Annotated in this window: 13 protein-coding genes; 1 reads left to right on the top strand and 12 read right to left on the bottom strand. The window is 72.3% G+C overall.

What is annotated here, in order from left to right:
• Window positions 1-330: 330 nt before the first annotated feature.
• Together D1350_RS07695 and tyrS are read right to left on the bottom strand one after the other, a co-directional pair.
• Entirely contained in the window at window positions 331-1,224 is an 894-nt protein-coding gene (locus D1350_RS07695; RefSeq protein ID WP_125775371.1) for an ATP-grasp domain-containing protein, read from the bottom strand.
• Window positions 1,225-1,284: 60 nt separating this feature from the next.
• On the bottom strand, window positions 1,285-2,544 hold the full coding sequence (gene tyrS, locus D1350_RS07690; RefSeq protein ID WP_125775370.1) for a tyrosine--tRNA ligase: 1,260 nt from the start codon (window positions 2,542-2,544) through the stop codon (window positions 1,285-1,287).
• 177 nt (window positions 2,545-2,721) lie between these two features.
• Between tyrS and D1350_RS07685 the strand changes: the two genes are divergently transcribed.
• Window positions 2,722-3,702, top strand: a complete 981-nt coding sequence (locus D1350_RS07685; RefSeq protein ID WP_125775423.1) for an ATP-grasp domain-containing protein — start codon at window positions 2,722-2,724, stop codon at window positions 3,700-3,702.
• Between the two features lie 22 nt (window positions 3,703-3,724).
• Here D1350_RS07685 and D1350_RS07680 read toward each other — a convergent pair whose 3' ends face one another.
• The 10 genes from D1350_RS07680 to argC form a co-directional block, all read right to left on the bottom strand.
• Window positions 3,725-4,408, bottom strand: coding sequence for a DNA-3-methyladenine glycosylase (locus tag D1350_RS07680; protein WP_125775369.1), 684 nt, complete (start codon window positions 4,406-4,408; stop codon window positions 3,725-3,727).
• A 12-nt stretch (window positions 4,409-4,420) separates the two neighbouring features.
• A complete protein-coding gene (locus D1350_RS07675; protein ID WP_125775368.1) occupies window positions 4,421-4,975 on the bottom strand; it encodes a uridine kinase family protein in 555 nt (184 codons plus the stop codon).
• Between the two features lie 13 nt (window positions 4,976-4,988).
• Window positions 4,989-6,446: an argininosuccinate lyase gene (argH, locus tag D1350_RS07670; RefSeq protein WP_125775367.1), complete on the bottom strand. Its 1,458-nt coding sequence runs from the start codon at window positions 6,444-6,446 to the stop codon at window positions 4,989-4,991.
• 2 nt (window positions 6,447-6,448) lie between these two features.
• Window positions 6,449-7,696 carry an argininosuccinate synthase gene (locus tag D1350_RS07665; RefSeq protein ID WP_125775366.1) on the bottom strand — a complete coding sequence of 416 codons (1,248 nt, stop codon included), beginning with the start codon at window positions 7,694-7,696 and terminating at the stop codon, window positions 6,449-6,451.
• Between the two features lie 50 nt (window positions 7,697-7,746).
• Complete coding sequence (locus D1350_RS07660) at window positions 7,747-8,241, bottom strand: arginine repressor (RefSeq protein ID WP_240643955.1); 495 nt, start codon at window positions 8,239-8,241, stop codon at window positions 7,747-7,749.
• Window positions 8,242-8,315: 74 nt separating this feature from the next.
• Window positions 8,316-9,251, bottom strand: a complete 936-nt coding sequence (gene argF, locus D1350_RS07655) for an ornithine carbamoyltransferase (protein ID WP_125775364.1) — start codon at window positions 9,249-9,251, stop codon at window positions 8,316-8,318.
• The gene (locus tag D1350_RS07650; RefSeq protein WP_125775363.1) at window positions 9,248-10,516 is read right to left on the bottom strand and encodes an acetylornithine transaminase; all 1,269 of its coding nucleotides are present in this window, start codon (window positions 10,514-10,516) and stop codon (window positions 9,248-9,250) included. Before D1350_RS07650 ends, argF begins: the two co-directional genes overlap by 4 nt.
• Window positions 10,513-11,496 (bottom strand): acetylglutamate kinase, encoded by a 984-nt coding sequence (gene argB, locus D1350_RS07645; protein ID WP_125775362.1) that lies wholly within the window; start codon window positions 11,494-11,496, stop codon window positions 10,513-10,515. Before argB ends, D1350_RS07650 begins: the two co-directional genes overlap by 4 nt.
• A complete protein-coding gene (gene argJ, locus D1350_RS07640; protein WP_125775361.1) occupies window positions 11,493-12,674 on the bottom strand; it encodes a bifunctional glutamate N-acetyltransferase/amino-acid acetyltransferase ArgJ in 1,182 nt (393 codons plus the stop codon). Before argJ ends, argB begins: the two co-directional genes overlap by 4 nt.
• Window positions 12,671-13,729 carry an N-acetyl-gamma-glutamyl-phosphate reductase gene (gene argC, locus D1350_RS07635; protein ID WP_125775360.1) on the bottom strand — a complete coding sequence of 353 codons (1,059 nt, stop codon included), beginning with the start codon at window positions 13,727-13,729 and terminating at the stop codon, window positions 12,671-12,673. The genes argJ and argC overlap by 4 nt, the downstream gene beginning before the upstream one ends.
• Window positions 13,730-13,731: the final 2 nt, after the last annotated feature.

Below are 13,731 nucleotides of genomic sequence, written 5' to 3'. Positions count from 1 at the left end.
CTGTTGAGTTCTCAAACAACCGACGCACACCGCCGCAGACCAGACCCTATTCATGTCCGGCCCCCGTCCGGGGCAACCTCTTAAACCTACCAGACCCGCTCGGCCGGACCAAATCCCGCTCATTCTCGCGAATGACCCGGAAAAGTAATCCCGCCGGCCGAAGCCCGGCCCCACACCATAACAGAGCGCACAAAGCCCTCTGAAACTCTGGAGTGGGATCCAGCCCCGGCGCGGCCACCCGATCACTCGGCTGTCCGTCGGCCTGACGGGCTGACATCCAGAACAGTACACACGATCCGGGGCAGGCACCAAATCGGCAGATGGGCGCGGTCAGACGGGCAGTTTCGCCGCCTCGAGCAGCGCTCCGAGCACCTTCTCCACCGCTCCGTCCGCCGGCAGGTCGCTCACCTGGCCGTCCCCCACCTCGACGACACGCCAGGTCCCGTCCGACCGTTGCGCCACGTCGGTGGTGACGAAGCGGCAGCCCAGCCGGAGGACGGCCGGCAGCACCTGGGAGAGGTCCGGCGCGACGTGCACCTCGGGGGTATCGGGATGCGGGCCCACCAGGACCGGCTCGCCGTCGACCCACCAGACGCGCGCCTCTGCGGGCCGTCCCTCTCCGAGCAGCTCCTCGAACCGGCGCACCACGATCCCGCCGGCCAGGTCAGTTCCCTGCAGCTCGACCATCCTGGCGATCACGGCCGTAGCGCGGCCAGAATCCGCGAGGTCCGGGACGAAGCACGCCTCACGCCACTCGTGCTTGCGCGACTTCACGTAGTCCTTGACCACGCCGGGCCCTCCACCGAGAGGAGCGACGAGTCGCGCGACGTCGTCGGGGGCGGGCACACGTCCGGCCTCCCAGGTCGACCAGACGCTCTCCGGGGTGACCTCGGCGAACGCCTCGTACCAACCGGGCAGCTCGTGCGCCGCCCGAAAGCGTGGGGGCGGCACCACCAGCTCCGCCCCGCGGCCGGCGAGCGCGCCGGACAACCGCTCGTAGGCCGTTGCCGGGACCATCCAGCCCCGGTACCAGCACCGCCCGAGGTCACGCGGGACCCGCCGCACAGCGGCGTGCGCGTCGCCCGACACGAGTGCGTCGTGATCGACGAGCCCCACAGCGACGTCGCGTGCCGCCAGCGCCGTGGCCTCGCGACCGAAGTGCGGGTCGGCAGCGCGCGGCTCGAGCGGGTCGCAGCAGAGCAGGAAACCACCGTCGTCGGACACGGGCTGAACCTAGCGGAACGAGAAGCGGCCCGGCCCGAAGGCCGGGCCGCTTCTCTCCCATCACTCCGAGGCGGCGACCGCCAGCGTCTTCTTGCCCCGGCGCAGCACGGCGTACCGCCCGTGCAGCAGGTCGCCGGCGCCGAGGGCCGCCTCGTCGGACGTGACCTTGACGTTGTTGACGTACGCGCCGCCCTCGGCGACCGCGCGGCGGGCCGCGGACTTGGAGTCGACGAGCCCGGCGCCGACCATGAGGTCCACCACGAGGTCGCCCGCCTTGGCGGTGACCCGCGGCAGCTCGCTCACCGCGCCGCGCAGCGTCACCTCGTCGAGCGACGTGAGCTCACCCCGGCCGAACAGGGCCTGGCTCGCCGCCACGACCGCGTCGGTCGCTGCCGCCCCGTGCACGAGCGTCGTCACCTCGCCCGCGAGCGCCTTCTGCGCCTCGCGGGCGAACGGCCGCTCGGCCACCTCCTTCTCCAGCGCCTCGATCTCGTCGCGCGTCCGGAAGGAGAAGACCTTGAGGTAGTTCACGACGTCCGCGTCCGCGGTGTTGAGCCAGAACTGGTAGAAGGCGTAAGGGCTCGTCAGCTCGGGGTCGAGCCAGACGGCGCCGCCCTCGGTCTTGCCGAATTTGGTGCCGTCCGCCTTGGTGATCAGCGGCGTCGTCAGCGCGTGCACCGCCGTGCCCTCCGCCTTGCGGACCAGTTCCACGCCCGAGAGCAGGTTGCCCCACTGGTCGCTGCCGCCCGTCTGCAGGGTCACGCCGTGCCGCAGGTGCAGCTCGCGGTAGTCCATCCCCTGGAGGATCTGGTAGCTGAACTCGGTGAAGCTGATGCCCTCGTCCGAGTGGAGCCGCCTCGCCACCGTGTCCTTCGCGAGCATCGTGCCCAGGCGGTAGTGCTGGCCGACGTCCCGCAGGAACGCGATCGCCGAGAGGCCCGACGTCCAGTCCAGGTTGTTCACCATGGTGGCAGCGTCCGGTCCGTCGAACCGCAGGAGCGGCTGGATCTGGAGCCGGATGCGCTCGACCCATCCCGCGACGAGCTCCGGGGCGTTGAGCGTGCGCTCCCCCGCCATCTTCGGGTCGCCGATGAGCCCGGTCGCGCCGCCGACGAGGGCGATCGGCCGGTGCCCGGCGTCCTGCAGCCGGCGCATCGTCAGGATCTGCACCAGGTTGCCGATGTGCAGGCTGGGCGCCGTCGGGTCGAAGCCGCAGTAATAGGTGACAGGTCCCTCGTCCAGCGCGTTCCGCAGCGCGGCCTCGTCGGTGGTCTGTGCCACCAGGCCTCGCCAGTGCAGCTCGTCGAGGATGTGGGTCACCGTGTCACTCCTTGGGTCTTGGTCTGCGGCCCGTCCAGGCCGCACCCCCTAGTCTGCCCGACGCCGGGGCCTCGCCTCCCGCGTTTTCCACACCCTGGTCGTCACACACGCCCGGCTGGGACAATAGGTCGCGCGCGCGGATCGTGCGCAGCAGCCCGCTTCCCGCCCCTGGAAGGCATCGTGTCCCCGAAGATCTACGCCCTGCACGAGAACCCCGAGTGGTTCGTCCCCTTCGCCGAGGCGTTCGCCGCCGAAGGGCTGCCCATGGAGGAGTGGCTGCTCATCGAAGGCACGATCGACCTCGACGACACACCGCCGGAGGGCATCTTCTGGTCGCGGATCAGCGCCTCGTCGCACACCCGCGAGCACACGCTCACGAAGGACTATGCGCGTGGTGTCCTGTCCTGGCTCGAGGCGCACGGCCGGCGCACCGTGAACGGGCGCCGGGTGCTCGAGCTGGAGATGAGCAAGGTCGACCAGCTCACCGCGCTCCGGGCGGCGGGGATCGCGACTCCGCGCACCGTCGCGGCGGTCGGGAGGGACCACGTGCTCAAGGCGGCCGAAGGGTTCGACGGCGCGTTCGTGACCAAGCACAACCAGGGCGGCAAAGGCCTGGGCGTACGGAAGTTCGACGCGGCCGAGGACCTCGCCGCCTATCTCGCCTCCGACGACTACGAGGAGCCCGTCGACGGGATCACCCTCGTCCAGGAGTACGTGGTCGCGGCCGACGGCGGCATCACGCGGGTCGAGATCGTCGGCGGCGAGATGATCTACGCCGTGCGCGGCGACACGGAGCGGGGCGGGTTCCAGCTGTGCCCGGCGGACGCGTGCGCGCTCGACCCGGCGACCGGCCGTCCGGTCCTGCCCCCGGGGGCCACGATCTCCATGGCGCCGGACGACGAGTGGAACCTGTTCTCGCTCCGCGACGGGTACGACGACCCGGTCGTGCAGCAGTACCTCGAGTTCACGCGCCGCCACGGCATCGAGGTGGCGGGGATCGAGAACATCCGCACGGCCGACGGCCGGGTGCTCACCTACGACGTGAACACCAACACGAACTACAACGGCCTCGTCGAGGGGTCTGCGGCGAGGTCCGGCCCTCGGGAGATCGCCCGGCTGCTCGGTCGTCTCCTGCGCGACCGCTACCCGGACGCCTGAACGGTCACCGGGGTCCGGGCGGTCACCGCGGCCGGCGTGGGCTGACCGGCCGGTAGGCCGACACCGTCGGCTCGTCGACCAGCCACGACCGCCACGGGAACAGGTCCGCGCGTCCGCCTTCGCCGCTCACGCCCACGCGCGGCCCGGAGGCCACGGGGCCACGCACGCGGTCGACGGGCTGGTGCAGGACGAGCGGGCCCTCCGCGTCGGTCACGTCCGTGCCGTTCCACGTGAGATCGAGCGCGAGGGCCACGGTCAGCCGGGCGGGCCCGCGGGCGATCTGCCGGTCGTTGTCCACCACCCCGGAGGCCAGGCGGCGCACCCGCGCCAGCTCCCGGCCGGACGTGATCTCCCCCGCCCGCAGGAGCACCCCGGACGGCACCCCCGCGGGGCCGCACACGACGTTCGCGCAGTGGTGCAGTCCGAGGTGCCGGTAGACGTAGAGCCTCCCGGGCTCGCCGAACATCGTGGCGTTGCGGCTGGTGCGGCCACGGAACGCGTGCGAGCCCGGATCGTTCGGCCCGTCGTACGCCTCGACCTCGGTGATGCGCAGGGTCACGTCGCCCTCGGGAGACCGCCGGGTGAGGTACGCACCGAGCAGGTCGCGCGCCACCTCGTGCACCGACCGTGCGTACCAGGCGCGGCCCGGCACGAGCCAGGGGCTCGTCGGCTCGTGACCGGCCCTCGCGTCGGTGAGATCCGCCATGTGACGCCTCCTTCAGGATGCGAGGTTACCGAAACCGTCGAGACGCACGTCAGACCGCTCGCGGGTGTTCTCGCGGGCGAAGTGGACGGCCTCGTCGGCCATCCACCTCACCCAGTGCTCACGGGCGCCGGTCCCGTCGCGCTCGAGGCCACGGCGGAGGCGCTCCTCGTCGTCGGCCTCGACCCAGATCCGGAACGCGCTCAGCGCGTCCACCTGGCGCGCTGCTGCTCCGCACCCCTCCACCACGAGGTACGTGACCGCCGGCACGTCGTGCCACTCGGCCCAGCCGCCGGAGGGCCAGTCGTACCGCCGGTAGCGCACCGGCCGACCCTGTGCGAGCGGCTCCAGGACCCAGGTGCGGAGGTTCGCCGCACCGCCGTCCGGGCCTGCGGCCCACCCCTCGTAGAGGTCGTCCATGTGGACCACCGCCGCCTCGAGGGCGTCGCCGAGCTGGGCCGCCAGGGTCGTCTTGCCCGAGCCGGCCGGCCCGTCGACGCACACGAGGCGGGCGTCGGCGGCACGGATCCGGCCCAGTAGCTCGCCCAGGACGGACGGCGTCACCGTCATCGGGTCGCTCCCGTCACGGCTGGGCCCAGAAGCGGAACTCCGCCGAGCGCTCCTTCGCCTGCTCGATCTGCTCGACGACCCGAGCCGGGGCTGTGCCACCCACCGCGTCACGGGAGGCGAGGGATCCCTCGACGGTGAGCACGGTGCGCACCTCGGGAGTGAGGTGCTCGGAGATGCGCTCCAGGTCCTCGTCGGACAGGTCCCACAGCTCGATCCCGCGCTCCTCGCACTCCCGGACGCACGCCCCGGCGACCTCGTGCGCCACCCGGAACGGGACACCCTGCCGGACGAGCCACTCGGCGATGTCCGTCGCGAGGGAGAAGCCCTGGGGGGCGAGCTCGGCCAGACGATCGGTGTCGAACGTCAGGGTCCGCACCATCCCGGAGAACGCCGGCAGCAGCACGGTCAGCGTCGCGACCTGGTCGAAGACCGGCTCCTTGTCCTCCTGGAGGTCGCGGTTGTAGGCGAGCGGCAGTCCCTTGAGCGTGGCGAGCAGGCCCGTCAGGTCGCCGATGAGGCGGCCTGCCTTGCCCCGGGCGAGCTCGGCGATGTCCGGGTTCTTCTTCTGCGGCATGATGCTCGACCCGGTGGAGTACGCGTCGTCCAGCCGGACGAACCCGAACTCCTTCGTGTTCCAGAGGATGATCTCCTCCGCGAGCCGGGACAGGTCCACGCCGATCATCGCGGCGACGAACGCGAACTCGGCCACCACGTCACGCGACGCGGTGCCGTCGATCGAGTTCTCGACGGGGCCGTCGAAGCCCAGGTCTGCCGCGACCGATGCCGGGTCCAGCCCGAGCGACGAGCCCGCGAGCGCCCCCGACCCGTACGGGGAGCGGGCGGCGCGCACGTCCCAGTCGAGGAAGCGGTCGACGTCGCGCAGGAGCGGCCAGGCGTGAGCGAGGAGGTGGTGGGCGAGGAGCACGGGCTGGGCGTGCTGGAGGTGCGTGCGGCCCGGCATGGGCGCCTCGCCGGCCGCGACGGCCTGCGTGATGAGCTCGTCCGCGAGATCGAGCACCTGGGCGCCGATCACGCGCGCCTGGTCGCGCAGGTACATCCGCACGAGAGTCGCGATCTGGTCGTTGCGGGACCTGCCGGCCCGGAGCTTCCCGCCCAGGTCGGGGCCGGCGCGCTCGATGAGCCCGCGCTCGAGGGCGGTGTGCACGTCCTCGTCGGCGAGCACGGGGAGGAAGGCTCCGGACTCGACGTCGGCGGCGAGGAGGTCGAGGGCCTCGTGCATCGCGGTGAGCTCGTCGTCGGTGAGCAGGCCTGCGGCGTGGAGCACCTTGGCATGGGCCTTGGACCCGGTGATGTCGTAACTGGCGAGCTTCCAGTCGAAGTGCGTGGACTGGGACAGCGCGGCCAGCTCGGGGGCGGGGCCGCCGGCGAAGCGGCCGCCCCAGAGCGCGACGGGGGTCGCAGGGGTGGGCGTCGTCAGGTCGTCGCCGGTGGGCGTGGTGTTGTCGGTCATGGTCACTTCACCCCGGCGGCGAGGTCGGCCGGGGCGGACAGGTCCACGCCGTTGCCGAACTTCACGTCGCGGGCGGCGGCGAGCTTGGCGGTGAGGCCGTAGATCTCGATGAAGCCCTTGGCCTGCGACTGGTCGAACGTGTCTCCCTCGTCATAGGTGGCGAGGTTGAAGTCGTACAGGCTCTGCTCGGAACGACGGCCCGTGACGGTCGCGCGTCCGCCGTGGAGCACCATGCGGATGTCGCCGGAGACGTAGCGCTGGGTGTCCTCGATGAACGTGTCGAGCGAGCGCTTGAGCGGGCTGAACCACATGCCGTCGTACACGAGCTCGGTCCACCGCTGCTCGACCTGGCGCTTGAACCGTGCCTGCTCGCGCTCGAGCGTGACGTTCTCCAGCTCCTGGTGGGCGGCGATGAGCGCGATCGCGCCTGGTGCCTCGTAGATCTCGCGGGACTTGATCCCCACGAGCCGGTCCTCGACGATGTCGATGCGGCCCACGCCCTGTGCGCCGGCCCGCCGGTTCATCTCCTGGACGGCCTGGAGCGGGGTCACGGGCACGCCGTCGAGCGCCACGGGCACGCCCTGCTCGAACGTGATGACGACCTCGTCCGCGACGGGTGGGAACGTCGGGTCGTCCGTGTAGGAGTAGACGTCCTTGGTGGGCTCGTTCCAGATGTCCTCGAGGAAGCCGGTCTCGACGGCACGTCCCCAGAGGTTCTGGTCGATCGAGAACGGGTTCTTCTTCGTGGTGGCGATCGGCAGCCTGTGCTGCTCGGCGTAGGCGATCGCCTTCTCGCGCGTGAGCGCCAGGTCACGCACGGGGGCGATGGTCCTGAGCTCCGGGGCGAGCGACGTGGTGGCCACCTCGAAGCGGACCTGGTCGTTCCCCTTGCCGGTGCAGCCGTGGGCCACGGTCGTGGCACCGAACTGACGCGCGGCGCGCACGAGGTGCTTCACGATCACCGGGCGCGACAGGGCGGACACCAGCGGGTAGCGGTCGAGGTACAGCGCGTTGGCCTTGAGGGCGGGCACGCAGTACTCGGCGGCGAACTCGTCGCGGGCGTCGGCGATGTACGCCTCGACGGCACCGCAGTCGAGCGCGCGCTGGCGGATGAGGTTCATGTCCTCTCCGCCCTGGCCCACGTCGACGGCCACGGCGACGACCTCCGCCCCCGTGGCCTCGGCGATCCAGCCGATGGCGACGGAGGTGTCCAGACCACCTGAGTAGGCGAGCACGACGCGTTCAGTCATGACGTTCTCTTTCGTGAAGGGAGTGCTGTGGGGTCGATCGTGGGTGCGGTTCAGGCGCTGAGCGCGAGGAACCGTTGTGCGAGCTCTTCGCCGCCCGCGGGGTCGCGGGCGATCACGAGGATGGTGTCGTCGCCCGCGATGCAGCCGAGCACGCCGGGAAAGACGGAGTGGTCGATCGCCGAGGCGAGGTAGTTCGCGGCGCCCGGTGGGGTGCGCAGCACGACCAGGTTGCCGGACGACTCCGCGGAGACGAGCATCTCGGCGCAGAGCCGGGCCAGGCGGGCCGCGACGTAGCCGGTGTCGGCGCCGACCTGCGGGCTGCGGTCGCCGCCTTCGCCGGGGACCGCGTAGACGAGCGCCCCGGCGTCGTTGCGCACCTTCTCCGCACGCAGCTCGATCAGGTCGCGCGACAGGGTGCCCTGCGTGACGTTCAGGCCCTCCTCCGCGAGCGCGCGGGCGAGCTCGGCCTGGGAGTGGATGGCGCCGCGGCGGACGATCTCGACGATCCGCGCGTGGCGCGCGGCCTTGGTCGTGGGGACGTGGATGCCCGACGACGCGAGGCTCGCGTCGAGCGCGACCGTCACCCCGGGCTCGGGGTAGCTGACATCAGGTTCGCGGCTCATCGCTGCTCCACCAACCAGGCCAGGAGCGCCTTCTGGGCGTGGAGGCGGTTCTCCGCCTCGTCCCAGACGGCGCTCTGCGGGCCGTCGATCACGTCAGCGGTGATCTCCTTGCCCCGGTAGGCGGGCAGGCAGTGGAGGACGATCGCCTCGCTGTTCGCCCGGGAGAGGAGCTCCGCGCCGAGCTGGTAGGGCCAGAACGGCTTGGACCGTTCCTCCGCCTCTGCCTCGTCCCCCATCGACACCCAGGTGTCGGTGGCGACCACGTCGGCCCCGGTGACGGCGGCGACCGCGTCGGTGGTGACGGTCACGGAACCTCCGGTCTGCGTGGCGATCTCCTCGGCGCGTGCGACGACGGCCGGGTCCGGCAGGTACCCCTCCGGGCCGGCGACGCGGACGTGCATCCCCGCCGTGACGCAGCCGAGGAGGTAGGAGCTACCCATGTTGTTCGCGGCGTCCCCCACGTACGCGAACGTGGTGCCCGGGAGCGCACCGGCGCCTCCGCGCAGCTGGGCGACCGTGAGGAGGTCGGCCAGGATCTGGCACGGGTGGAAGTCGTCGGTGAGCGCGTTGATCACCGGCACCCGGGAGACGGAGGCCATCTCCTCGATCCGGTCCTGGCCGTAGGTGCGCCAGACGATGGCCGACACCTGGCGGTCCAGGACACGCGTGGTGTCCGCGATCGACTCCCGCACACCGATCTGGGCGAGGTTGCCGTCCACCAGGAGGGGGAAGCCGCCGAGCTCGGCGATGCCCGTCGCGAACGACACCTGGGTGCGCAGCGTCGGCTTGTCGGTGATGAACGCGACGGCTCGCGGCCCGGCGAGCGGGCGGCGCACGAACCGGTCCTGCCGGAACGCGAGGCCGAGCTCGAGGACCTCGCGCTGCTCGCCGGGGCTGAGGTCGTCGTCGCGCAGGAAGTGTCGGGTGCTCACGGTGCGGGCTCCTCGGGGATCTGGACGGTGGCGAAGAACCGGGCGGCCTCACGCGCCTGGTCCGCGGTCAGGATCAGGGGCGGTGCGAGCCGGATCGCGTCCGGCGCGACCGCGTTGACCACGAGGCCAGCCTCCAGTGCCGCCGCGGCCACCTGGGCCGCGACCGGACGGGTGAGCCGCACGGCCAGCAGCAGGCCCCGGCCTCGCACGCCGGCGACGAGAGGGTTCCCGGCTGCCTCGATCTCCGAGCGCAGCACCTCCCCCACCGTGACGACGCTCTGGAGGAGCCCGTCCCGGTCGATGACTCCCAGGGTCGCCAGACCGGCGGCCGCCGCGACCGGGTTGCCCCCGAACGTGGTGCCGTGCTGGCCGCGGCCCAGCAGGGTCGCGGCACGCTCGCCGTACGCGATCACCGCCCCGATGGGGAAGCCACCGCCGAGGCCCTTGGCGAGCGTGACGACGTCGGGCACGATGCCGCCGCCCACCTCGGGCTGCTGGTAGGCGAACCATGATCCGGTTCTGCCCATACCCGTCTGGATCTCGTCCAGGACGAGCAGGGCGCCCGAGTCCTCGGTGAGGCGGCGGGCCAGGGCCAGGTAGCCCGGCGGCAGGGCACGCACGCCGGCCTCCCCCTGGAGGGGTTCGACCACGAGGGCCGCGACCTCGCCGCGCTCGGCGACGGCCTCGGGCCCGAACGCCGCCTCGAGCGCTGCCGTGTCGCCGAAGGGGAGGTGCTCGACCCCGGCGGGCAGCGGCTCGAACGGCTCCCGGTAGGCGTGCTTGTGCGTGAGCGCCAGCGCGCCCATGGTGCGGCCGTGGAAGGCGCCCTCCAGGGCGAGCACCCGGGTACGGCCGGTCCGGCGCGTCATCTTGAACGCCGCCTCGTTCGCCTCCGTACCCGAGTTCGTGAAGAAGACGCGTGAGCCGGCGGGGGCCTGCGCGAGCCGGAGCAGCGTCTCCGCGAGACCGATCTGCGTGGGCGTGCCGAAGAAGTTGGAGACGTGCCCCAGCGTGCCCAGCTGGGCGCTGATCGCCGCGGTGAGCGTGGGGTGCGCGTGGCCGAGCGCGTTGACGGCGATCCCGGCGAGCAGGTCCAGGTACCGGCGCCCGTCCGCGTCCCACACGTACGCGCCCTCGCCGCGCACCAGCACCCGCTGCGGCGACCCGAAGGTGTCCATCACGGCACGGGAGTACCGATCCGTCCAGGCAGCGCCGGACAGGTCGCGGCTCTCGGCCTCGCCTGCCTGGGTGACGACTTCGCTCACGGGGCGACCTCCTGGGTGGGTGCGAGGGGCTGGGTGGGAGCCGGGGCAGCGCCGAGCGGGTCGGGAACCACCATGGTGCCGTTCCCGCGGGCGGTGAAGACCTCCAGCAGGACGCTGTGCGGCTGGCGGCCGTCGATCACGGTGGCGGAGGGCACCCCGCCCGCGACGGCCCGCAGGCAGGCCTCCATCTTCGGGACCATGCCGGACTGCAGGGACGGGAGCAGGGCAGCCAGCTCGGTCTCGGTGATGCGCTCCACGAGGGACGAGCGGTCCGGCCAGGAGGTGTACAGGCCCTCCACGTCGGTCAGCACGATGAGCTTCCTGGCGCCGAGGGCGACCGCGAGCGCCGATGCCGCGGTGTCCGCGTTGACGTTGAGGACCTGGGTGGGGTCGGCCACGTCGGGGGCGATGGTGGAGACGACGGGGATGCGGCCGGCCGCGAGGAGGTCCTGGACGGCCGTGGGGTCGACCTGGACCACGTCGCCCACGAGACCGACGTCCACGTCCTCGCCGTCGACGACGGCGTTGCGGCGCTCGGCCGCGAGGAGCGCACCGTCCTCGCCGGACATGCCCACGGCGTAGGGGCCGTGGGCGTTGATCAGGCCGACGAGCTCGCGGCCCACCTGCCCGGTGAGGACCATCCGGACCACGTCCATGGCCTCGGGGGTGGTGACGCGGAGCCCGCCCTTGAACTCGGAGGCGATCCCGAGGCGGTCGAGCATGGCGTTGATCTGGGGGCCGCCGCCGTGCACGACGACGGGCCGCAGCCCGACCTGGCGCAGGAACACCATGTCCTGGGCGAAGGCGGCCTTCAGCGTGTCGTCGACCATGGCGTTGCCGCCGTACTTGACGACGACGAGCGCACCGGAGAACTCCTGGAGCCAGGGCAGGGCCTCGAGCAGGACCTCGGCCTTCTGGTCGGGGCGCAGGTCCGTGAGGGTGTTGAAGGGAGACGGCCCCTCGGTCGTGGGTGCTGTCATGACGAGTACGCGCTGTTCTCGTGGACGTAGGCGTGGCCGAGGTCGTTGGTCCAGATCGTGGCTTCGGCGTCGCCGGCGTGCAGGTAGATCTCGACGGTGATGTCGCGCGAGGCGGCCAGGTCCACGTTCTCGGGGGGCTCGTGGGCACCACCGCCCTTGCAGACCATGACTCCGTTGATGCTCACGTCGAGCTCCAGCGGGTCGAACGGCGCGACCTCCTCGGGCACGGTGCCCACCTGCGCGAGGATGCGGCCCCAGTTGGGGTCGTTGCCGAACATGGCGGTCTTGAAAAGGTTGGACCGGGTCACGGCACGGCCCACGGCGACCGCGGCGGCCTCGGTGGTCGCGCCACGGACGGTCACCGCGATGTCGTGGGTCGCGCCCTCGGCGTCGGCGACGAGCTGGCGCGCCAGGTCGGCGCAGACGGCCGTGATGACGTCGGTCAGGGTGGCAGCGTCCGGCGTCACCCCGGAGGCACCCGAGGCCATGAGGACCACCGTGTCGGAGGTGGACATGCAGCCGTCCGAGTCGACGCGGTCGAACGTGGCCCCGGTCGCGGTGCGCAGGGCGGTGTCCGCGTGGGCGGGACTGACCACGGCGTCCGTGGTGACGACGCACAGCATCGTGGCGAGGGCCGGGGCCAGCATGCCGGCTCCCTTGGCCATGCCGCCCACGGTGAACGTCCCGTCCTGCGTCTCGACCGTGCGGACCACGGTCTTGGCGACCGTGTCGGTGGTCATGATCGCCGTCGCGGCGGCCCGGCCGGCAGCGTCGTCCGCCGCCAGCGTGGACGCCGCGACGGGGATGCCCGCCAGGAGCTTGTCGGCCGCCAGCCGGACCCCGATGAGGCCGGTGGAGGCGACGAGCACGTCGATCGCCCCGACGCCGAGGACCTCGGCGACCTTCTCCGCGGTGGCGTGGGCGTCCTGGAACCCGCCCGGCCCGGTGCAGACGTTGGCGCCGCCCGAGTTGAGCACGACGGCACGTGCCACGCCGTCCTTGACCGCCTGGCGGGACCACATCACGGGCGCACCCACCACGCGGTTGCTGGTGAAGACCGCCGCGGCGGTGTGCTGCGGTCCGTCGTTCACCACCAGCGCGAGGTCGGGGTTGCCGGACGCCTTCAGCCCGGCGGTGATCCCGGCGGCACGGAACCCCTGCGGTGCGGTGACGGTCACGGGGCCACTCCTTCGGTGACGAGGCCGGCGGTCTCCCGCAGGCCGAGGGCGAGGTTCATGGACTGGACCGCGGCACCGGCGGTGCCCTTCACGAGGTTGTCGATCGCGGTGACGGTGACCACCCGGCCGGCGGCCGCGTCGACGGCGACCTGGACCAGCGCGGTGTTGGCCCCGAGGGTCATCGCCGTGCTGGGCCACTGCCCCTCGGGCAGGACGTGCACGAAGGGTTCGTCCGCGTAGGCGGCCTCCCACACGGCGCGGACGGCTGCGGGGTCGACGCCCGGTGCCAGGCGCGCGGTGGCCGTGGCGAGGATGCCGCGGGCCATGGGCACCAGCGTGGGCGTGAAGCTGAGGCCCACCTGCGGCGCGCCGGCAGCGCGCAGGTTCTGGGCGATCTCGGGGACGTGGCGGTGGGAGCCACCCACCGCGTAGGGCTGGGCGGAACCGAGGCCCTCGCTGGCGAGCAGGTGCGGCTTGAGCGCCTTGCCCGCCCCCGAGTAGCCGTTGGCGAGCACCGCGACCACGTCTGCGGCCTCGATCACCCCCGCCGCGACGCCTGGCTGCAGGCCGAGGGTCACCGCAGTGACGTTGCAGCCCGGGACGGCGACCCGCGTGGCCCCGACGAGGCGATCGCGCTGGCGCGAGCCGTCGGCGCGGATGAGCTCCGGCAGGCCGTACGGCCAGGTGCCGGCGTGGGCGCTCCCGTAGAACGCCTCCCAGTCGGTCGAGGACTCGAGCCTGTGGTCCGCCCCGAGGTCGAGGACCAGCACGTCGTCCGGGAGCTGGGCCGCGATCTCCCCCGACGCGCCGTGCGGGAGGGCGAGCACCACCACGTCGTGCCCCTTGAGCGCCTGCGCCGTGGTGGGCTCGATGACCCGGTGCGCGAGGCTGCGCAGGTGCGGCTGGTGCTCGCCGAGCATGGCGCCCGCGCTCGAGTGGCCCGTGACGGCCCCGATCTCGACGAAGGGGTGGGCGGCGAGCAGGCGGAGGGTCTCCCCGCCCGCGTAGCCGGACGCTCCGGCGACGGCCACCCTGATGAGCTGGCTGCTGGTCATAT

The organism is Antribacter gilvus (assembly GCF_003946865.1).
GTDB classification, from domain to species: Bacteria; Actinomycetota; Actinomycetes; order Actinomycetales; family Cellulomonadaceae; genus Antribacter; species Antribacter gilvus.
The sequence above is the reverse complement of the archived record's forward strand: the minus strand, read 5'-3'. Positions and strand labels throughout refer to the sequence as shown.